The sequence below is a fragment of the Aeromonas sp. 130281 genome (genome assembly GCF_056642115.1).
Genome location: NZ_JBWVQS010000001.1, coordinates 421,354 through 443,615 on the forward strand (window position 1 = coordinate 421,354; position 22,262 = coordinate 443,615).

Annotated in this window: 15 protein-coding genes; 4 read left to right on the forward strand and 11 right to left on the reverse strand. The window is 55.3% G+C overall.

Features of this window, described 5'->3' with window-relative positions:
• Positions 1 to 142 precede the first annotated feature (142 nt).
• The 5 genes from AC1IN8_RS01895 to AC1IN8_RS01915 form a co-directional block, all read right to left on the reverse strand.
• Positions 143 to 2,425: an nSTAND3 domain-containing NTPase gene (locus tag AC1IN8_RS01895; protein ID WP_479757877.1), complete on the reverse strand. Its 2,283-nt coding sequence runs from the start codon at positions 2,423 to 2,425 to the stop codon at positions 143 to 145.
• A gap of 121 nt (positions 2,426 to 2,546) precedes the next feature.
• Complete coding sequence (locus tag AC1IN8_RS01900) at positions 2,547 to 2,723, reverse strand: hypothetical protein (protein ID WP_254202409.1); 177 nt, start codon at positions 2,721 to 2,723, stop codon at positions 2,547 to 2,549.
• 873 nt (positions 2,724 to 3,596) lie between these two features.
• The gene (locus AC1IN8_RS01905) at positions 3,597 to 4,250 is read right to left on the reverse strand and encodes an ABC transporter ATPase (protein WP_245094487.1); all 654 of its coding nucleotides are present in this window, start codon (positions 4,248 to 4,250) and stop codon (positions 3,597 to 3,599) included.
• Between the two features lie 88 nt (positions 4,251 to 4,338).
• A complete protein-coding gene (locus AC1IN8_RS01910; protein WP_095593507.1) occupies positions 4,339 to 5,202 on the reverse strand; it encodes a helicase RepA family protein in 864 nt (287 codons plus the stop codon).
• 4 nt (positions 5,203 to 5,206) lie between these two features.
• Complete coding sequence (locus tag AC1IN8_RS01915) at positions 5,207 to 5,437, reverse strand: helix-turn-helix transcriptional regulator (protein ID WP_033134993.1); 231 nt, start codon at positions 5,435 to 5,437, stop codon at positions 5,207 to 5,209.
• Positions 5,438 to 5,523: 86 nt separating this feature from the next.
• Between AC1IN8_RS01915 and AC1IN8_RS01920 the strand changes: the two genes are divergently transcribed.
• Together AC1IN8_RS01920 and AC1IN8_RS01925 are read left to right on the forward strand one after the other, a co-directional pair.
• Positions 5,524 to 6,510, forward strand: a complete 987-nt coding sequence (locus AC1IN8_RS01920) for a LuxR family transcriptional regulator (protein WP_245094494.1) — start codon at positions 5,524 to 5,526, stop codon at positions 6,508 to 6,510.
• A 40-nt stretch (positions 6,511 to 6,550) separates the two neighbouring features.
• Positions 6,551 to 8,416: a hypothetical protein gene (locus tag AC1IN8_RS01925; RefSeq protein WP_479757878.1), complete on the forward strand. Its 1,866-nt coding sequence runs from the start codon at positions 6,551 to 6,553 to the stop codon at positions 8,414 to 8,416.
• 149 nt (positions 8,417 to 8,565) lie between these two features.
• Here AC1IN8_RS01925 and AC1IN8_RS01930 read toward each other — a convergent pair whose 3' ends face one another.
• The 5 genes from AC1IN8_RS01930 to AC1IN8_RS01950 form a co-directional block, all read right to left on the reverse strand.
• A complete protein-coding gene (locus AC1IN8_RS01930) occupies positions 8,566 to 9,759 on the reverse strand; it encodes a tyrosine-type recombinase/integrase (protein WP_290122275.1) in 1,194 nt (397 codons plus the stop codon).
• Between the two features lie 308 nt (positions 9,760 to 10,067).
• On the reverse strand, positions 10,068 to 11,657 hold the full coding sequence (gene guaA / locus AC1IN8_RS01935) for a glutamine-hydrolyzing GMP synthase (RefSeq protein WP_289982878.1): 1,590 nt from the start codon (positions 11,655 to 11,657) through the stop codon (positions 10,068 to 10,070).
• Positions 11,658 to 11,741: 84 nt separating this feature from the next.
• Positions 11,742 to 13,205, reverse strand: coding sequence for an IMP dehydrogenase (guaB, locus tag AC1IN8_RS01940; protein WP_041992212.1), 1,464 nt, complete (start codon positions 13,203 to 13,205; stop codon positions 11,742 to 11,744).
• Positions 13,206 to 13,479: 274 nt separating this feature from the next.
• Positions 13,480 to 14,115, reverse strand: coding sequence for a YitT family protein (locus AC1IN8_RS01945; RefSeq protein WP_479757879.1), 636 nt, complete (start codon positions 14,113 to 14,115; stop codon positions 13,480 to 13,482).
• 629 nt (positions 14,116 to 14,744) lie between these two features.
• On the reverse strand, positions 14,745 to 17,951 hold the full coding sequence (locus AC1IN8_RS01950) for an alpha-amylase family glycosyl hydrolase (RefSeq protein ID WP_479757880.1): 3,207 nt from the start codon (positions 17,949 to 17,951) through the stop codon (positions 14,745 to 14,747).
• A 382-nt stretch (positions 17,952 to 18,333) separates the two neighbouring features.
• On the opposite strand from AC1IN8_RS01950, the gene AC1IN8_RS01955 reads away from it, so the two are divergent.
• Positions 18,334 to 19,248: a DMT family transporter gene (locus AC1IN8_RS01955; protein WP_479757881.1), complete on the forward strand. Its 915-nt coding sequence runs from the start codon at positions 18,334 to 18,336 to the stop codon at positions 19,246 to 19,248.
• 160 nt (positions 19,249 to 19,408) lie between these two features.
• Entirely contained in the window at positions 19,409 to 20,773 is a 1,365-nt protein-coding gene (xseA, locus tag AC1IN8_RS01960; protein WP_479757882.1) for an exodeoxyribonuclease VII large subunit, read from the forward strand.
• 54 nt (positions 20,774 to 20,827) lie between these two features.
• Here xseA and hutW read toward each other — a convergent pair whose 3' ends face one another.
• Entirely contained in the window at positions 20,828 to 22,201 is a 1,374-nt protein-coding gene (gene hutW / locus AC1IN8_RS01965; protein ID WP_479757883.1) for a heme anaerobic degradation radical SAM methyltransferase ChuW/HutW, read from the reverse strand.
• Between the last annotated feature and the right edge of the window lie 61 nt (positions 22,202 to 22,262).

Genomic DNA, 22,262 nt, shown 5'->3' on the forward strand with positions numbered 1-22,262 from the left:
TCAATTATGTTTTAGAAAAAAATTTAAAATAAATTCATATGGTTGTATAAGGAAGAACTATAGATACCATCATTAATACCATACTATGAACATACACTCATTTCTGAAACAGGCCGAAATCCCTGTTATGCCGCTCTAGAGCCTATCGCTCGAGGAGAGAAGTAAAAAGGTCTCGAAGAGCTTTATCGTCAAAATTCTCTCGTCCATTATTTTTAGACGGCGAAAAAATTGGAGAGGAATCGAGACTACTATCATCCTCGAACTCACCTATACGTTCTTCGATATCTGAAACGGCGCTACTCAGCACACTATTCGGCACACCAAAACGGATCGCGAGCTTTTTGAGAGCATCAATTCGTTCCAGCAAGGAAGACTCATCTTCATCATCAATACGGCTAGCATTATCTTCAAACTCTTCAAGCGCAGCCTCCTGTAAGGCACAGGCAATACTGACGGGAAGCTCACTAGCACTATCCACCCAATCGACAAACGTGGACAGCATGTCACATGAGCTACAACGTATAGTATCTATTAGTGCCTTTTCGATGAGCCCTCGTAACTCAGCTTCATAAATGAAAGCGCGGCTACGTTCCCTGCCGCATAACTGGCAAAAAAGATCTATTAACCCCTTCCCATCCGACCATGGCCCAAAACCATTTTGAGGATTTCTGGCAATTGTCATAATGCTGTGCGCAAACCTCTCATCATTCGTGAGCTGCCACCAATCCATCAGAATTTTAAGTCGCTTGGAGTTTGCGGCATCATTGTATTCAAGCGTTCGGGGATCATCGTCTTTAGGTCGCCAGTGTTTACGCGTCTCGATCATATTCAGCATATCAACACAAGCTTTAGCGATCTTCGTTTGAGTAGATTTGCTGAACTCAGATTGATTTACGAACTCCCATAGTCGCAACAGCCAGTCAATTGAGACCGCCATTGGAGCAAGACGCATAACAAGGTTTGAATCCCGCAGGTAAGTAGAGAGATAGTCCTTGAGCGATGGATTGATGAAAGAGGCTCTTGGTTTACCGGCATTAACAATGTTAATGAAACTACCTTCCAAAATACGAAGAGCTTCTTCAAAATCCTTATGTCCGAGTGGCAGACCATAAGCTACGCTGAGTGCGTTATGCAGGCTATCGTAAGATTGAGAAAGAGCGTTGAGTTGAACCCCGTATTCTGAATGGAAAAACATCGTTATCAGTAGGTGCTTGCATCGATCATCAATGTGTGTGCGAAAAGCTGTATCCCAAATCTGACTTGGGTTGTTTAGGGCATCGATAAAGGCCTCGGGATAACTGGCAGGTTTGATATCGCTGATGCGTAAAACATCAGTCATTGCCTCAATAACACGTGGATTATAGTTTTTGTGATCAACAATTTCTGCAAGCTTCTTGCTTTCCAATAGTGAGAGGATATGTGAATGCGGTGTCTCTAACACGAGTAGATGATTGTAGAGAATTCTCGCCTTGATCCGGCGAGTATAGATGCCGACATTGAGTATGTACTTCATCACATTGAGATGAGGATCGCCAAGATATTCAGAAACCCTCCTCGCTTCCTCAAGAATGTACCCCCGCGTCGTCAGGATAAAACGAGCATTGGGTGAACGTTGTACGCGCCTCATGAAACGCGCTAGCTCAGAATCCTTGTGCGCTAGAGCTTGCCGATTAAGGGCGACCTTTCCCAAGAAGTCATCGAAGAAAAATACTTGCTTTTTGCTGTCGGTAATTGCAGCGAAACCATCTTCAAGACTACGGATAGGAATTAGCTCCCACTCCTCATTCAGGAAAGTGTAGCAAAGCATCTCGGCCAGAGTCGTTTTTCCGACACCAGGCGGCCCAGAGATAATAAGAATCCTATGCTTATTCAGCGTTAAGAGTGATTCATCGAAACTTGGGTTTGTTGCATATACACGAACCTTATGTTCGATATCTTCTCGAGTGAATACCGCAAATGTATGGGCTGCAGCACGAACGACTCTATCTAGAACACCCGCGCCTGAGAGCCACAGTTTAATGTGAGACTTGAGGATATCTGGGTACTTTCGGAGAAGAGCGTTGATATCCTCCGGACCAAAAATATCCGCCTCGGACCTCAGACTAGGTCCTATAAGTGGAACAAGCTTAGCCTTGCCAAGAGGTGTGAACTTACAAGATGTCGCAAGAATGTAACGATGCGGGGCCAGATTATCAATTGATGACCGCTCACGCCTCATAGTAGCCATCAGTTTACTCAACAGCGAACCTTCATAGTGCTTCGCCTGTAGAATAATGTTACCTATGGCCTGTGCGTGCCGGCCATCAATACCACCATCTGGCCCTGCGCAGAATGCTTCGAAGCGAACTCCTTCTTCTCTTCCGATTAAATCCCGAACAAGGTCCTCAAAATCCGCTGATGATAGATTTCTGAAATCGTAACTCATGCCACGGCGCCTTTAGTAATATTGGTTACTGTACTCACAAATGCCTTGCTCGCTGTGTAAGCGTATATATGTAAATCAGGGATCACCCTCTGCCCTACTCCATCAAAAAAAACATCCATTATCATTCTACCTTTGAATATTCCAGTCTTATCCCATGCGACTTCGCATAATCTAGAACAAGAATTTCAATCATTGATGTAACAGAACGTCTTTCACGTTCGGCGGCTAACTGTACAAGTTGCTTGATTTCACTAGATGTACGAATAGAAATCGTTTCATCTTTATTCAGGCGTGACATAGCTATGTCTCGTTAAAATTAGTAGTGAGAATGTACTGCGTTTTGCGTACATTGGACAATCGCTTTCTATTGCAAGAAGCATTAAGGGAGTAACGAATGGATAAGAGAAAACCTACCGAAGCTAGCTTCAGCACCAATCAAGCGTCACGACTCGAAGATAGCGCCATAAGCAAAGGGGCTCGGAAACTGACAGCCCATGAACTCGCAGAGCTTCGTCAGGATATGGCCGAATCATCAGCCAAGATGCGGACAGAGTTGGCGCGTAGACGGAACGATTGCCCGACTAAACAGGACTTCTGATCACCCGCGTAACTGGCAAGCCCTGCAGGGCAGGATGTACGTTGAGCGCCGCAGGTGCGAATAAGGGACAGTGAAGAGAGTTAACCGGCTTGCCGGTTAGCTAACTTCACACATCCTGCCCTCAGATCAGCCTTGTATCTCTCGGGGATCCCCAATAGGAAAGGGCTGTTATCGTCATACATAGGATTAAGTAATGTACTTACGCCAGGAAAAGATACGCAAACAGATAAAAAACCATATAAAACAGTAGATTACCAATAAAATTCATATACTTTACTTAGCTAAACCCAATAACTTTACACATACTTTCCATGCACTTTCCTACGATCTCCCCTCAGTCAGCTTTCAGGGCTAGATCCTTTCCTGGCGTTCAATCCTCGGCCTCTGGCCGATTGCGCAGTCAAGCAAGGTGTAACCGTCCGCATAAAGCAGACGGTTACACCGCCTGAAGATCCTGAGATATCCTGAATATCCTGCCAAAACAGTAAAAAATCGGGCGGGTGTGAAACGCCATCGGGCGGGTATGAAACGCCATCGGGCGGGTGCGAAACGCTATCGGGCGGGTGTGAAACGCTATCGGGCAGGGATGAGACGCTTTATCCTATTTTCAGCATCTATCGTTATCCCAACTGCATGCAATTTTTCCGCATCTTCCCTGAGCCTATGACGCTCATTTCGTATCTTTTGACTATTAAGATTTTCACCACAGACTGCGCGAATCAGGGTGTCAACATGCCATCCTCCGGTGGGATCATGCTTGTGGGTCAATATATGGCGAGCAATAGCTTGGCTAATACCGTGCCGCAAACGGGCAATGGGGGCCGGATCGTAGTACAGGCTTAGGTCGTGCTCCAATAGCATGACCAGTGCAATACCAAGCCGAACTCTCCATAAGTTCCGCTCCCCTCCCGTCAGAGGATCAAGGCGTGTCATCGGTGAAGGGATAACATGATCTATCAAACCACCGATTATTGGAAAATCGAACTGTGACGTTTCAATAGTTACGGTTGCTGCTCGCAGCTCAGTCAGTAATTTCTCAAGCTGGAAGAGGCTATACCGGCTGTCTGACAGCGTTTTCCGCACTTTGGCAGGGTCTACCAGAAGTTCGACACCACCATCGGACACATCGCGGCGACGTTCGGCACAATACAAGATTGCCTCAACAACATCTGCGTGCCGCTGGCCTAGCCTCCCCTGAATAGAACAACGGCCAAAGGATGTCTTCATCCAATTTGCCTCCCTCATACTCGGGCGTTGAGTCGCCTGGTAGATCATCACTCGTGCCTGCGCACTGGTACTGGTTGGAACGACCTTGTTACCAATTGTCATCAGCGCCCTCCAGAGCAATTTCCGATTTCTTGAACGGCAATACTTCTTTAGTTTTACGCCGTCTCTCCAACACAGCCGGCTTGAGTACGCCCCCCTCATGTCGGCGCAGCCAACGTTCGGGAAAAGGTGCTCCATAGTTGGCTTTGCTGACGCCAAAGCGGACGAAGTAACCTCGTTGGCCGTCGTTGACCCCCAACTCTTCGGCTTCCTTTGGCGTCATCCCCGAAAGGTAGGATTGCCAACGGATGTTATCGACCAATACAGATGAACCACGGCTGGCCTGCTGTTGATCACCAACCCCCATCATGGTCGCCCCCTTGCTGGAATGATGGAGAAATACGATAGCGCAGCCCGTTTCGACAGCGATGGCCTCCATCCTGCCAATCACCTGCGACATTGGCCCACTGGCGTTCTCCTCCTCGATATGGAAGCGCCGCAGAGTATCCAGAATCAGCAGACGTCGGCCATCAGCAACCTGTATAAGTCCGTCGAACCACGCCGAAGACATAATGTCAGGACACCGACCAATCAGCGGCTCAATCAGTAATCCATCAGCTACCGCCTGCTGCTCTGTAAGCGTGAGATGTGCACCCAATACATGTAACCGATGATGAATCGTGGCGGTCGGATCTTCAGCTGGCAGATAAGCCACAGCCCCTGTCAGGAATTCACCGATCTTCAGTAGATCTGGGCCTCCAGCAATCTGTGTCGCAAGCTGTAAGGCCAACATGGACTTACCCGCCCCACCAGGTGAAACAATTGCGCCTACAGTTCCCGCAACCATATTCGGTAGGACGTAATCAATAGGCGGCGGCAGCTCAGTAAAAGCGGCCATGAGATCGAGGGCCATGCTATTAACCTCCAATAGTCTGGCCGGGGCGTGAAGCATGGAATCCTGAAGACTTACGCTCTTCAATCCATTTTTCGACTTCCGATAGATCCCAAGCAACATTTCTGCTTGTCAGGGCAATACGGCGCGGGAATTCTCCCCGCAGCTCCATGTTGTAAATTGTTCGCGCAGAAAGTGGGATCATGTCCAAAAGTGCTTTTCTATTAATCAGGGTCTTGAATGCCATTGTTTGCATGTGTTTTCCTCCAGCAACTAGTGAAGGCTTGATAGTGCCAAGCAATACAACTTGAGTAAGCGTATTAATTGGCTAAAATGGTTGACATGAAAAAAGCACCAAAGATAGTCATCTGGGAAAACTGCGATCATCACATTTCGGCTGCCATCCAGCAGTTTGAAGAACTCTGGCTGCCATACTCGCTTTCATCACGCCGCTACCCCATCCTTCGCTTGATCAAGGAAGTCCTCGACCAAGCTGTAAATAGCTACATAAAGACTCTTCCAGCAAACTACACAGGGTATCTTCCTGGTGCGGCGGTCGGTGTACCTTTCAGTGAAATTGTCAGACTGGTGGGGCTAGAGGCCATGGTTCGTATGCAACGTCAGTTATTGCGACAGTTCATCAAAACTGAAGACCAGCAAACGACGAGAGACATGTGTTTTGTCGCTACGCTTGAATCTTTGATTGGATTAGTTTGGTGCTGTGCATGCAAATCTCCCAAAAGGTCTACCTCCCAAAAAGGTGTCAACCTGAATAAGCAACGAAAACATGGATTTTGCGAATTCTGCGGGAATATGACTGAGTTTGCCACCTTTATGGCAACGGTGGAGGAGAACCGGATCAATAATTCCGAACTCGAAGATCACAAGAAATTAGAACTCAGTCACCAGTATTGCAGTGAGCATCGACCCAAGCTGGTAACTGGTGAGTGGAATCCTTTATACAGACAGGCAAAACGCTCTCTAGCGAAGTTTAATATCGAACTTGCCAGACTGACTCATCAATGCACCAACCGATCCAGACCTAACGCACTATCAGGCAATGAACTGATAGATAAATACTTTTTCCAATTGATGCTGAAATTAACCTTGCAGTCCGCAGATGAAGCCGAATTACGTAACTTGGCTCGTAGAATGGTGGACTCAAAATTTTCTGACACAAAAAAAATAATACTTGTCCTTAAACAGTTAGGATTGAATCAGACTGATATTGGGAGACGAATACTAACCGTTAAACAAAAACCAATGACGCGGCAAGCTATTTCCAAATCATTGCCATCTATTCGAAGAGAGTTTCTATTGTCACAATAAATAAATCATGAATAAACCGATAAATTAAAAGGGGAAGATTGTGATTAAAGAGTTTACGCAAAAAGATGGTAAAAAACTAACACTATCAGAATCTGCAATCAAGCACATTATAGAGGGGGATTTTACCATAAGGCCAATTCAAGGGCATGATAACATGACTGTATTGCGAGGAGGATTACATACTTATGATGCATGGGTTAAATTCAAAAAAAACTATATCAACGAATTAGAGCATCTGCATTTTTTTCATAGTTTACAACATAAATATTGGTATTATGCAAGAGAGCTTGGAAACGGAGTTATTACACTAAGAATTCCCAGAGAACTATTTACTGGAAATGCGGCAAAAATAACAATGTACCCTGATGAATATTATAAATCAGGTTTTCTCTGGAAGACATTATTCCCTAAAGGTTATGACAGAGATAAAATTATAAAAGTTATAGAGGAGGCTTTAGATAATGAGGATATCCATCAGAGGAAAGCAGGGCAAATAATTGGTTACATAAATAAAAACAACCCACTACTAAAAATGAAAGTGACCATACAACACCATGGGAAAGAAATTAAATCTGCTTTTCCTGCTTGGACACAACCAAATTCAGGAAACAATGGTAAGCCATATAGTCACTACGATAACATAGGGTTTGTAATAGCACAATCAACAGAGTATTTCGATGATGAACATAAAATATCAACCATTAAAAATTTTCTTTTTCCTGGTTTTCCTATTATGGCAGAAGAGCTTCACCTTCATACCCCTAGCATCTTCACTACTAGGAAAAAACCTATAAAAAATGAATCACCTACTCTCAGAGCTGCTAATCGATTAAAGGAGTTGAAAGAGTTTACTATAACTTATGAAGATAATAATTTAATCTATAAATATCTAAATGACTTCGCCTTAATAAAATATAACCCTGAGCTAGTTTCAGGTATTTACGCAAGTGCCAGATACGAAATTTCGGAGAGTCTTTCTTTCTTTAATACATTCCAAATTATCCAAAATTTTGTCGATGGACTATATTATTTGTACCTTACAAATCAAGAGCAAAGGCTAATTGAAACTATTGTTTTCATGTTAAACAACATGGTCTCGCATACTCTACTAGATATTTTATCTAAAAAAAGAATAATATCGGCAATGATCAACATTGTTTCATCCGCAAACATCCCTGAACTTTCTTATAAATTCGTCCTAGCCCTAGCAAAATCACCAATTAGGCGAGAAGCATACCTAGAATACAATTTGGATTCATTATCCAAAAAGAAATTAACTGAAAAAACTCCATTAGATCACTTTCCTGACGAACTAGTTATGATAGTAAATCCCAGCTTGGATATTAGCATAGAACGTCAGGACTTTATTGAAATTTTAAAAGAGATAATTGGCGAAACCTATACATTAAACTTTAATGAGGAGAAATTAAATTCCTTATTAGAAGAAACCCTCAATAATCAGTCAGAAAATTTCAATGTATTGATTGATGATTATCTATCTCACTCAACACCAAAAGATTTCATATCTCTATCGGAGTTTATAGGGGATATATTAAACTCTGCAGCAAAATATACTAATGGTGACAGAGAACAGCTCATAGCAAGTGCTGGGTTAATCTTGAGAGATTACTGTAGAATTCAATTCGCTCATCGACAAAGAATCAACGCCAGATATATAAGCTATCATGATCACACAGCGGAAATATACTTACCAATAGACAATGACCTTCTATTTGGATTTATTCTAAAACATGAACGTATAACCAACCACGTCAAGCTCGAAAACTTTACCAAAGCCATAATTAATTTTGCCAATATCATTTCCGATCAAGCGTTAGAAAATGATTCAAAAAACTTCATGGATAAAATTGGAAAAGATAGACCACCTCTTCCTGAAAAATTATGACAACGGAAATCAATTGATATATATTGGTATATAGCGCTTATTTTTATTCTTGAAGGATAATACACACCTAATCAGCAGCCACATTTCACGAAAATGTGGCTGCTCTATTTTAAAAATTCAAACTGAGCGGTAAGAACAATCGACCTGCTCTACATTGACCGAGTCCATTCATCAATCATATCCGCCCAATCCTGCAACATGGCTGTACGCTGCTCGCGATATTCAGCCTTGTTATATACAGCTCTCACGCCCTTTTGCTCATGAGCAAGGCATTTCTCGATCCAGTCAGTGTTATAGCCAGCTTCATGTAGTAGGGTGCTGGCGGTACGCCTCAGGTCGTGGGGCCCAAACTTGGCGAGCGGCTTGCCTTCTTTCTGTGCCAGTGTGTAGGTCATGGTCATCACCCGATTCAGGGTAGCACTGCTCATGGGCAAATCTGAGTCGTAACGGGATGGCAGTATATAGTCAGAGCCACCAGAGAAGGTCTTCAATGCGATCAGGATGTCTAGGGCTTGTCTGGATAGAAACACCAAGTGGGGTGTCCGTCGCTTCATCCGCTCTTTTGGGATGGTCCAAAGAGCCTCGCTGAAATTGATCTCGTTCCAGGTGGCATTGGTCAGCTCACTTTTACGCACCATGGTCAAAAGCAGCAACTTTACCGCCGCACGGATGGAGGGTGATGTACCTATCCGCCCCATAAATTCATACATAAGCCGGATTTCTGCAGGCGACAATGTTCGATCTCGTGGCTCAAATCTGGCAATGCTCGTTGGTCTAACAAGGTCAGCTGGGTTATCAACTTTCTGCCCTCGCTCGATGGCCCAACGATAAATCTGCAGCACTATGTCACGGGTATGAACAGCCGTTGCAGGAGCCCCTCGCTCCACAATGGCATCTGTCAGCATGCGCAAATCTTCATGGGTGATCTCGGTCAGCTTCTGGTTGCCAAATTTCGTTTCCAACTCCCGTGCATAGACTGAGCGACGCATATCACGGGTGGAGTCGGCCATCTGGTAACCACGCAACCATTTTTCAGCCCAAGCACCAAATGTTTCAGCATCTTTTACCCGAGCCTTTTTACGGGCCTTCTCCTTAGCCGGAGACTTACCGTCGGCCACCATCCGCTTGGCTTCATTCAGCCGCTCGCGGGCTTCAGCCAAGCTGATACCACCGACACCGTAGCGGCCAAAGGTGATCGTCTCTTGCCTGCCATTGATCGAGTAGTTGTAACGGAACGAGACCGAACCGGCGGGGGTAACGGCTACATAAAGGCCATCCCGGTCATTCACCTTGTAAAGTTTGTCCCTCGGCTTGAGGTTGCGTAGCTTGGTATCAGTCAGCAAAAGTCTTATCCTTCCTCGAATCCGATACCATGCCAAAAAATCACCCAGAAACTAGGCAATAACAACAATAAAAACAGTTACTTAAAGTAAATAAATACCATGAACATATAGGGTCAAGCAGCATGGTATCGGCTATCACTCATGGCATCATGCCTCGATAATACCACCTTGAATGCCATCCTCAAGTGGTGCTTACCTCTGCCATCCGTTGCCAGACCATGCCAAACACAAAAACAAAAAAGCCCATGTAAACATGGGCTTAAGTGTCTATTCATGCCGATTGGTACCAGCTGATGCCTAACGGGTGATCATTCCCATTCGATGGTTGCGGGCGGCTTGCCGGAGACGTCGTACACCACGCGGGAGATGCCGTTGATCTCGTTGATGATGCGATTCGAGACGTGGCCGAGGAAGTCGTACGGCAGGTGAGCCCAGTGAGCGGTCATGAAGTCGATGGTCTCGACGGCGCGAAGCGCAATGACCCAGTCGTACTTGCGACCATCACCCATGACGCCAACGGAGCGCACCGGCAGGAAGACGGCGAACGCCTGGCTGACCTGGTTGTAGAGGTCGGCCTTGCGCAGCTCTTCGATAAAGATGGCATCAGCCTTGCGCAGCAAGTCGCAGTACTCTTTCTTCACTTCGCCAAGGACGCGCACGCCCAGACCCGGACCCGGGAAGGGGTGACGGTAGAGCATGTCGTAAGGCAGGCCGAGTTCGAGGCCGACACGGCGCACTTCGTCCTTGAACAGCTCGCGCAGGGGCTCCACCAGACCCATCTTCATCTCTTCCGGCAGGCCGCCGACGTTGTGGTGAGACTTGATGACGTGGGCCTTGCCGGTCTTGCTGGCAGCGGATTCGATGACGTCCGGGTAGATGGTGCCTTGCGCCAACCAGCGGGCGTTTTTCAGCTTCTTGGCCTCATCGTCAAACACCTCGACGAAGACGCGGCCTATGGTCTTGCGCTTGGCTTCCGGCTCGTCGATGCCCGCGAGAGCAGAGAGGAAGCGCTCTTCGGCGTCGACCTTGATGATGTTCAGGCCGAAGTGATCGCCGAACATGTCCATCACCTGGGTGCCTTCGTTCAGGCGCAGCAGGCCGTTGTCCACAAAGACGCAGGTCAGGCGATCGCCGATGGCGCGGTGCACCAGCATGGCGACCACGGAGGAGTCCACGCCGCCGGAGAGGCCCAGGATCACCTCGTCGTCACCCACCTGCTCGCGGATGCGGGCAACGGCGTCGTCGATGATGGTGGCCGGGGTCCAGAGGCATTCGCAGCCGCAGATATCCTTGACGAAGTGCTCCAGCATGCGGGCGCCCTGACGGGTGTGGGTCACTTCCGGGTGGAACTGCACGCCGTAGAAGCGCTTGGCCTCGTCGGCCATGGCCGCGTGGGGGCAGGTCGCGGTCTGGGCTATGGTGGTGAAGCCTGCGGGGATCTCGGTGACCTTGTCGCCGTGGCTCATCCAGACATCCAGCAGGGCATTGCCGTTGTCGGCGATGGCATCTTCGATGTTGCGCAAGAGGGCACTGGTCTTGCCGGAGTGGCCCAGCACTTCGACCTGGGCATAACCGAATTCACGCAGGTTGGAGGACTGCACCTTGCCGCCGAGCTGCTCGGACATGGTCTGCATGCCGTAGCAGATGCCGAACACCGGCACGCCGGCGTTGAACACGTACTCGGGGGCGCGCGGGCTGCCCGCCTCGGTCACGGATTCCGGGCCGCCGGAGAGGATGATGCCGCTCGGATTGAATTCGCGGATCTGCTCTTCGGTTACGTCCCAGGCCCACAGCTCGCAGTAGACGCCGATTTCACGGACGCGACGGGCGATGAGCTGGGTGTACTGGGAACCAAAATCCAGGATAAGGATACGGTGGGCGTGAATGTCTTTAGTCATTTTATTCCTGCATCAGGCTGATGTTGTCACAAAAAGCACGGGATAAAAAAATGGTGGAAAAACGGGGCGCAGGGCCCCGTTTTATCAGCCCATCCGGTAGTTGGGGGCTTCTTTGGTAATGGTCACGTCGTGGACGTGGGACTCTTTCATCCCGGCGCCCGAGATGCGCACGAACTCGGCCTTGGTGCGCATGTCGTCGATAGTGGCGCTGCCGGTCAGGCCCATGGAGGAGCGCAGGCCGCCCATCTGCTGGTGGATGATCTCCTTGAGGCGGCCCTTGTACGGCACGCGCCCTTCGATCCCTTCCGGCACCAGCTTGTCGGCGGCGTTGTCGGTCTGGAAGTAGCGATCGCTGGAGCCCTTGGACATGGCGCCGAGGGACCCCATACCGCGGTAGGACTTGAAGGAGCGGCCCTGGTAGAGCTCGATCTCGCCCGGCGCCTCTTCGGTACCGGCAAACATGGAGCCCACCATGACACAGCTTGCGCCCGCGGCGATGGCCTTGGCCACGTCACCGGAGAAGCGGATGCCGCCATCGGCAATCACAGGCACGCCGGTGCCTTCCAGGGCGTCCACGGCGTCGGAGATGGCGGTGATCTGGGGCACGCCCACACCGGTCACGATACGGGTAGTACAGATGGAGCCCGGGCCGATACCGACCTTGACGGCATTGACGCCAGCGGCGACCAGCGCCTTGGCGCCAGCGGCGGTGGCGACGTTGCCGCCGATGATTTGCAGGTCAGGGTAGGCTTCACGGGTCGCCTTGATGCGATCCAGCACGCCCTGGGAGTGGCCATGGGAGGAGTCAATCAGCAGCACGTCCACACCGGCTTCCACCAGGGCGGCGACACGCTCTTCGTTGCCGGCACCGGCACCGACGGCGGCACCGACCCGCAGACGGCCGCGCTCGTCTTTACAGGCGTTCGGCTTGCGCTCGGCTTTCTGGAAGTCTTTGACGGTGATCATGCCCTTCAACTTGAAGTCGGCGTTGACCACCAGCACCTTCTCGATGCGGTGCTTTTGCATCAGGGCAACCACCTCTTCGCGAGGAGCCCCTTCACGCACGGTGACCAGACGATCCTTCTGGGTCATGATCTGTTCAACGGTCTGGGAGAGATCGATCACGAAGCGCACATCACGGCCGGTGATGATGCCCACCAGCTGGTTGCCGTCAGTCACCACGGGGTAACCGGCGAAACCGTTCTTGTGGCTCAGCTCCTTGATCTGGGCGATGGTCATGTCAGGGCGTACGGTGACGGGGTCGGAGACCACGCCGCTCTCGTACTTCTTGACCTTGCGCACTTCGGCAGCCTGCTGCTCGATGGACATGTTCTTGTGAATGAAGCCGATACCGCCTTCCTGGGCCAGTGCGATAGCCAGACGGGCTTCGGTCACTGTGTCCATGGCAGCGGAAATCATCGGGATATTCAGGGAGATAGCAGACGTGAGCTTGGTACGCAGGTCGGCGGTATTCGGAAGAACAGTGGAGTGGGCTGGAACCAACAGTACATCGTCGAAGGTCAGCGCTTCTTTGGCAATCCTGAGCATGGCAATATCTCACCGTTGAGGAGTGGGGGTGTAAAATATTGCCGACAAATTTTACTCATGCATTGGTCAGTGGTAAAGAAGTTTTTTGAATTTTTTATGGTCTAGCCCGGATTAACGCCGCCAACGGGGCAAAAAACCAATAAATTCAGGCGTAACCATGCCTTTTTTCGCGACAAGATGATCTTTTTTGCCGTTGGCAGCCAAATGCCCGCCAAGGGCCCGTCGGGTCACTTTTCAACTCTTCCCCTCCCCCGCGCGCCGCAGGGGGCCGGACTCAGCCCCCCTGATAGCGACCGGGTTTGTGCCAGTTCATCAGCATGGCGTTCATGGCGAGCGCGCTCAAGGTAGACCAGAGCAGCAAAGAGAGCGGCAGGGTGAGCAGGGAGAGGGCGAACACCAGCACGTCCAGTACCATCTGGCTCTTTCCCGCATTGATGCCGGTGCGCCTTTGCAGCCAGAGCGTCACCACGCCTATGCCCCCCACCGACGCGTTGTGGCGGGCCAGGGACAAGACCCCCATGCCGAGGAAGGTACCCCCCACCAGGGCCGAGAACAGGGGGTGGACATAGCTCACCGTCAACAGCAGCGGCACCGCCTGGGTGGCGGCCGAGAGGGCGACGTTGACGATCAGCGTCTTGACCATGAAGGCCCGCCCCATGGTGACGTAGCCAAACACCAGGAAGGGCAGGTTGACCAGGAAGAAGAGCACCCCTATGGGCAGGCTGCTGACATGGGCGAGCAGCAGGGCTATGCCCGCGATGCCGCCGGTGATCATGCCGGCGCACTTGAGCAGATTGAGGCCGACTGCGATAAACATGACGCCGAGCACCATGCCGTAGACATCGTCCTTGAGGGTGTGGGCCAGCCCCTTGTCTGCAGAGAGTGGCTGCATGGTCATTTCACCTTCCATATGACTCCTTAACACGAATTGATTGTGGCGTCCCTTGCCCGAAAACCAGGCCGCTCCGGCACGGATGGCGGCGGTGCATTAAGCCTGCTGGCACCCGCCCCCGACCTTGCGGCCCACTGCCCCTGACATCGCCATCATGGGCATGACAAGTCACAGCAAAAAGAGCGCCAATCAAAACAAGAGTCCGAGATACCATCAAAAATCGAATTTAAATTCCGAGTAGTCACCAAAAAACAGATGGATCATACCAATCCGGGGATGGGCTTCCCTGCCGGATCAGCATGTTTACCCAGTCACCCCGAAAACATGTCGTGGTCATCCCTGATTAACTCGCTTTTTCGGTTTATCATGCCGATAAAATGCCACTTTGCAGCATGAAAGATGCCCATCAGAAGGGCGCCATGGGGGCGATATGACATGTTTCTGCGGGATTAGGCTCAAGGGCAAACAACAAGGATATGCACCACATCGGGGCAAGCGCACCAAAAACGTGCAATTCTGGGCCCTGCGCTTGCCTCCCCCGGCGCGATCCGGGCGGGATGGGCCTGCTCTCATCCCCGCATCATGCCCCGGCGCCATAAAAAAGTCGGCCCCAAGGCCGACTCGCTGCACGCAGTGACAGGTTTTCCTTATTTGAGGTACTTGCCGTCAGCCCCCACCTTGCCCGGGCCGTTCAGCACCCAGATCCGCGCCGAGTAGGCGGGCACCAGGAAGCTCAGGCTGCCGTTGCTGACGCTCTGGCTCGCGCCGGTCACCGCGTCCCTGTAGGTGCCGTTCTTCAGGCCGCTCAGGTTTATCTGCTGGGCCGCGTTGGCCGCGAGGCCCACGGCGGCGTAGCTGCCCTCGGCGCCGAGATCCCGCACAAAGCTGATGCCGCTCCCCCACTCGTTCACCTGGCTCATGGGCGCCTTCTGCAGGGCGGGCACCGCCTTGCGGATCTGGTTCAGGCGCTTGATGTGCTGATAGAGCGGATGGCTCGGGGTGGCCGGGTTGTCCAGCACCTCCCCGTAGTAGGCGCGACCGGTCTGATCCACCGTCATGGTGGCCCCGTCGATGTCCTGGGGCTTGCCGGCCTGGAACATCACCTCCTCCCCGTAGTAGAGGGTCGGGATGCCCCGCGCGGTCCAGAGCAGGTTGTAGGTCATGGCCGCATTGCCCTCTTCCCCGCCGTAGCGGTACTTGAAGTCGTTGTCCGGCCCCACGTCGTGGTTCTGGAAGAAGGTGATGAGCTTGGTGGCATCCCCGTAGACCCAGTCCATGGCAAAGATCCCCCCCACCCCGCCAAAGCTCCCCTTGGTGACGTTGTCACGGAAAGTGGAGAAGAGGGAGAAGTCCAGCACAGAGAGGCCGGAATCGCCCCCTGCGCGGGGATCCGCCGGGTTGGCCGTGGTGCGGGTATACCACCAGGGGCGGATCACCGCGGAGGCGTTGTCGTTGGCCAGCTCAGAGCCCCAGCCGGTGCCCTTGACCAGGTTCTCGCCAAACACGAACAGCCCGGGCTTGTGGGCCTGCCAATCGTGGACATAGGTCAGCAGCTCGTCCCGCTCTATGTGCTTCAAGGTATCGATGCGGATGGCATCCACCCCCATGTCGAGGTACTGGTGGATGGCGCCGTTGAGGTACTCCTTGACGTTCTGGTTGCCGGTGGCGAGATCGATGCAATCCCCCGCCATGTGCTTGCGCTGCAGGGCGAGCGGGCTCTCCCAGTCACCGCCGGACATGAAGCCGTCCAGGTGATACCAGCTGGGATCCAGGGTCTGGGCGTCGATGCCGAAGAAGCGGTTCGGGTTGTAGCCAGCGCTCGGCACTGTGGCCCCGGTCTTGGGGTCCACCAGGGGCTGGGTGCCCGCCGGATCGGACTGGCAGCGGGCCTTGTACCAGTCGGGGGCCGCCGGGTTGTCATCGTCACAGCGGTTGGCGCTGGCGTAGTCCCCGAGGTTGCCCTGATAGGGGCCGTTGTTGATGAGCCCCTGGCTCGACCCCGCCGGCACGTAGTACTTGACCGGCAGGCGATCGATCCAGGTTTTGCCGCGCAGGCCGTATTGGCTCGAATGGTTGATCACCACGTCCTGTATCACCTTGAGCCCCTTGGCGTGGGCGGCCTGGATGAACTCGCGATAACCGGCTCCCGGCGACTCCAGACGGGGATCGACCCGGTAGAAGTCGTAGGCGTGATAGCCGTGGTAGTCGAGGCCGGAGCGGTTCTCCACCGGCGGCGTCACCCAGATGGCGGTGAAGCCGAGATCCTTGATGTAGTCGAGCTTCTCGATGAGCCCCTTGAAGTCGCCACGCCAGTGGGGATCCCCCGCCTTGTAGCGGTCCCGATTGTAGTAGTTGTTGCTCCCGTCCCCATCGTAGAAGCGGGCGGTCAGCAGGAAGTAGATGCTCTCGGCGCGAAAATCGCCCCCCGCCACCGGGGTCTCGCCAATCTGATAGCTGAAGCTCTGCTCCCCTTGATTGCCGGTCCCATCGACACTCAGTGTCTTGATCACCAGATCGGTGCCGCTCCCCTTGTCGCTGGCGAGAATGGCCTGACCGGCGTAGAGGGGGGACGCCGTGGTGGGGGTGCTGCCGTCCGTGGTGAAATGGACGGCGGGGGCGCTGTCGTTATCGTCGCTCACCCCCAGGGTGATGGACTGGCTATCCACATAGCTCCCCGGGGCCGGGGTGGCGGTCACGGTGGGCGCCTGATTGTCGGCGCCGGCGAGCGGTGCCACCTCCAGCGTCTTGTCCTGGCTATCGAAGCAGATGCGGTAACGGGTGTTGGCGTTCACCTTGTAGTCCTGGGCCGGGTAGGCCTCGGTCCAGTCACCCTTGCGGTCAATCTTGAAGCGGGGGTTGCTGCTGCCGAACGTCTGCTCGGTACAGAAGCTCACTCCGTCCTCGCTGGTCATGGGGGTCAGGCCCCAGTTGTTGGGGGTGCCGCGGAAATACCAGCTGCCGCCGGTCTGGGGGGCGGCAACCACCAGGCTCACGCTGCTGCTGCTCCTGGCCCCCTGATCGTCGGTGACCGTCAGGCCATAGGTGAAGGTGCCCGCCTGGGCTGTGTTGACGCTGATGCTATCCGTGGTCTCGCCGCTGCTCCAGAGATAGCTCGCTATCTGGCCGTCGGGATCCGTGGAGTCGCTGCCGCTCAAGGTAACGGTATCCCCCACAGCGACATTCAGGATGCCCCCCGGGGTGATGACAGCGATGGGGGGCTGGTTGTCGTCCCCGAGCGCCGTGATGCTGTAGGCCTGGGTCTGGTCGTTGACCTGGAAGCGCACATTGCCGGTGCCGCTCCAGAGGATGTCGCCGCCGCTGCGCTCCAGCACGCCGTCGCCGTTGTTGTCACCGAAGTTGACGGCCCAGTCACCCGCCTGATCGAACTTGAGCCGCTGGCTCGCCTTGCCATCCATGTAGGCGTCGGCCTGCCACAGGTGATCCGCCACCAGCGTCATGGGCAGGCTGGCCCAGCCATTGAAGGTGCCGCGCACCTTGAGCTGCGGCAGCGTGCTGGCAAACCCCGCGGCCTCGCAACTCGCCACCGCCGTGGTGGTGATGGCCTGGGTGCCGGCATGGATGCGGATCTGATAGGAGGTATTGGCCGTGACCGCGTAGTCGGCGCTCGGGTAGCTCTGCTGCCAGTTACCGTATCGGTCGATTTTAAAGCGCGGGCCGCCGCTGGCGTCCCCACCCTGGAAGAACTGACAGGTGTCAAAGTTGATCCCATCGGTCGACACCATGGCGGTCGCCGCCCATCCATTCGCGGTGCCCCGGAAGAACCACTCCGCCGCCGTGCTCGGCGCCGTGATCAGGGTTCCCAACAATCCGGCCGCGAGTATCCATCTAGCCATTGATAGTCCTTTATTTTCATTGTTTTGTGTGTGACGCCTGTGTACCCAGGCATTCCCCCATCCGCTACAGGCCCGCCTTCGGATGAGCCCGACCAGTCTAGGGTCCCGAGTGACCGACTCATGGCCAGCACGCGCAAAATGTGACCGATGTCGACCTCGCCATTGGCTGTATGTGATTGATAGCGCTTTCATTTCTTTGCATGGGACTGAAGGGGAAGTCCTCACGTGGGGATAGAGCCACGGCGCTCGTGGCGGTCACATCGGGGAAGATGATCAGCCCCTTGCCTCCTGCACTGGGCCGTTGCCATTGGGGGCGCTTGCCGCCATGATGCAAGGCCCCTTGCCATCTCGGGCAGCAGGGCACTTCATTCAGGGAGAGAAGATGAGAACATCGGATTACGTGCGGCTGCTGGTGCTGGCGGCCATCTGGGGCGCCAGCTTCCTGTTCATGCGCATCGCGGCGCCCGCCTTCGGCTCGGTCAACACCACCTTCCTGCGGGTCTTCTTCGCCCTGGTCGGGCTCGCCGCCATGCTGTTGCTGCTGCGCACCCCCATGCAGTTTCAGGGCAAGCTCAAGTCCGCCATGGTGCTCGGCATCATCAACTCAGGCGTGCCCTTCCTGATGTACGCCATCGCCGCGCTCTGGCTGCCCGCCGGTTACTCCGCCATCCTCAACGCCACCACGCCCCTGATGGGGGCTCTTATCGGCTTCTCCTTCTTCCACGAGACGCTGACCTTGCGCAAGTGGGCCGGGGTCATGCTGGGGCTGATGGGCATAGCCCTCATCACCACCACGGGGGAAGTCGACCTGAGCGGTCAACTGGCCATCGGGGTGCTGGCCTGCCTCATCGCCACCGCCTGCTATGGCTGCGCAGGCTTCCTCACCCGGCGCTGGATCAGCGAGCGGGGGGGCCTGGACGCCAAGCTGGTGGCCTTTGGCAGCCAGCTCGGTGCCTGCCTCTTCCTGCTCCCCTTCTTCGGCTACACCCTGGCGACAGGCCCCGCCGTCGACTGGGCCCAGCCTGGGGTCTGGGCCAGCGTGCTGGCGGTCGGCTTCATCTGCACCGCCCTCGCCTATCTCATCTACTTCAGGCTGATCGCCGATATCGGGCCCCTGCGATCGCTCACTGTCACCTTCCTGATCCCCCCATTTGGCATACTGTGGGGCTATCTGGTGCTCGGCGAGACCCTCACCGGCGGCTTCGTGGCGGGCGGCGCCATCGTCTGTCTCGCGGTCTGGCTGGTGGTGAGCCCGAGCAGGGCCGCCAAACCGGCCAAGGCGCAGCCACAGAGCTGAACGCCGGCAGGCAGATCTCCCATGGCTCGGCAGATGGCACAGGCAAACTGGCGCCAGCCGCTGCGGCCACAGACACGGACTCGGCGGATGGGCCGAACTGGGGTAAGATGTGCCCCATCGTTTTCTCCCCGCTCCGGCGGACACAGCAGCAGGGCCAGCCTTGAACCACCTCGACGAATCCAGCCAGAGCAGGCAACAGCAGATCTTTACCGTCACCCGCCTCAACAGCGCCGTGCGCATGATACTGGAGCAGGATCTGGGGCTGGTGTGGCTGACCGGCGAGCTCTCCAACCTGGCGATGCCAAGCTCCGGCCACTGGTACTTCTCGCTCAAGGACATGTCGGCCCAGGTGCGCTGCGCCATGTTCAAGGGCAACAACCGCCGGGTGCCGTTCCGGCCGCAAGATGGCATGCAGGTGCTGGTGCAGGCGCGGGTCTCCCTCTATGAGCCCCGCGGCGACTACCAGCTCATCATCGAATCCATGCAGCCCGCCGGGGACGGCATGCTGGCCCTGCGCTTCGAGGAGCTCAAGCGCCGCCTCGGCGCCGAGGGGCTGTTCGACGAGGGGCGCAAGCGTCCGCTACCCCGCGAGCCGCGCGCCGTGGGGCTGATCACCTCGGCCACCGGCGCCGCCCTGCACGACATGCTGACGGTGCTGGGGCGCCGCGCCCCGGATCTCCCGGTCTTTATCTACCCGACCCAGGTGCAGGGCAGCGCCGCCATCGGCCAGATCGTCTCCGCCATTGCCCTGGCCAACCGCCGCGCCGAGGTGGATGTGCTCATCGTCGGGCGCGGCGGCGGATCGCTCGAAGATCTCTGGTGCTTCAACGAGGAGGCGGTGGCCCGCGCCATTGCCCACTCCGCCATCCCGGTGGTGAGCGCCGTGGGCCACGAGGTGGACGTCACCATCAGCGACTTCGCCGCCGATCTGCGCGCCCCCACCCCCTCCGCCGCCGCCGAGCTGGTGGCACCGGACAGGAGCGCCCGCGCCCAGCGTCTGGTGCACCTCAAGCAGCGCCTGGTGCAGGCCATCTCCCGGCGACAGACCGCTGCCCGCCACGGCTTCGTACTGCTGCAAAAACGGCTCGACCATCAGGATCCCAAACGCCGGCTGGAGCAGCAGTCCCAGCGTCTGGACGAGCTCGACCGCCGCTTGCAGCAGCACCTGCGTGATCGCCTGCATCAGGGGGAGCGGCGCCTCGCGAACCTCGAACTGCGGCTGCAGGCCAGGAGCCCGGAAAAACTGCTGGCCGCCGGCAAGCGTCGCCACCAGCTGGCACAAGAGCGGCTCCATACCCTGATGAACAAGCGCCAGGATCTCGCCGCCCACCGCCTCGCCATGCTGAGTGCGCGCCTCGACGGGATAAGCCCGCTGGCCACCCTGGGGCGGGGTTACTCCATCACCCGCACCCCCAGTGGCGAGGTCATCAGCCGCGCCGCCCAGGTGAGCCCGGGCCAGCAACTGGTCACCACGCTCGCAGAGGGAGCCCTGCGGGTGCGGGTGGAGGACGTGAACAACCAATAACGAAAGGGGGCCGTCAAGCGGCCCCCTTTCCTTTCTCGTCTTGCTCCCTGCCCGCTACCCCCGCGAGTGATGCCGGGCCCCGCCCGGATGAGCGGCGGGGGTTGCCGCCTCCCCTCCCAGGGGATTTGACTGCAGATACTCGAACAAGCCCGCCTGCAGATTGACGTTCCAGAAGCGCCCCGCCAGGGTCAGCGCCAGTGTCTCCCCGGTCAGCTCGGCCAGGCCGTGCTGTTGCCAGCGTTCAAAGAGCGGCAGCAGATGGGCCCGCAAGGGAGACGGCAAGCGCCCGAGGGCAAGCCAGCCGGTATCGAGACCACCGCGCAGCAGGCCGTCCATGGACGCGCTGGGATTGGGCCTCATCACCATGCCGGGGGCACGCTGACCGGCCGCCAGCGCCTCGTGCCAGGCCCCTAGATCCCGGCCATACATGAGGCCGTGCCCATGGATGTTGCCCCCCGCCCCCGCACCGAAGGGGAGGATCTCGGCGCCGCGTTTGGCCATCTGGTTGTAGCGGCTCTGCTCGGCCTCGCTTTGTCGCCAGTGACTGCAGGAGAGCCGCTGCCACCCCCCCTGCTCCAGGGTGTGGGCGCCATAGGCATACATGGCCGCCCGCTGCTGGCCATCGGCACACCAGCCGAGCCGGCCCTTCTCTTGCGCCCGCTCCAGATTGGTGCCCTGCATGGGGATGAGCTGGTAGAGATCCACCCCGTGCACGCCGCTGGCCATCACGTCCGCGATGTCCTGGCGCCACAGGGCGTCATCCTGCCCCGGCAGGCCGAAGATAAGATCGGCAACAATTACCGCCTCGTCATCCCGGGTCAGCTCCCCCAGCCGGGCGAGCAGTGTCTCCCTGTCGTCGAAACGGGCCGCCTGCTGGCGCACTGCTGTGTTGAAGCTCTGCACCCCGAACGAGAAGCGGTTGAAGCCCCCCGCCAGGGCCGTCTGCCACTTCTCGTCATCGAAGCCGTTGAGCCGCCCCTCCAGGGTCAGCTCCGCATCCGGGGTGAGGGGGAAGGCGCGAATGGCCCTGGCCAGCCGCCCCAGATCCGCCGCCGCCATGTCGGTCGGGGTGCCGCCCCCCACGTAGACGGCCGAGAAGGGGCGACTCTGGCCAAAGGGAGACTCGGCGGCCCGCTGCAGGTCGTCGCACAAGGCCGCCATATAGTGGCTCATGCGCGCCGGGTTGGCGCCGTTTTCGAAGAAGTTGCAGAAGCTGCAGCGCTTGCGGCAGAAGGGAACATGGATATAGAGCGCCCGCTCCTGGGCCTCGCTCGTCCGCTGCCACCAGGCTCGCCAGCCAGCGTCGTCCAGCGTCAGGGGGGCTGCGCCGCCCCGACTGGCATGGGCCGAGGTCTTGGCGCCAAAGGCGAATTTCAGGGGATCCGGGGTGGCGAGCCCCGTCATGGTCGGGGTGAATTGTGGCGTCATCACTGGCAGGTTACCGTCTGGAAATAATGCAAATGATAACGAATATCAGTTGAGCTCTGTG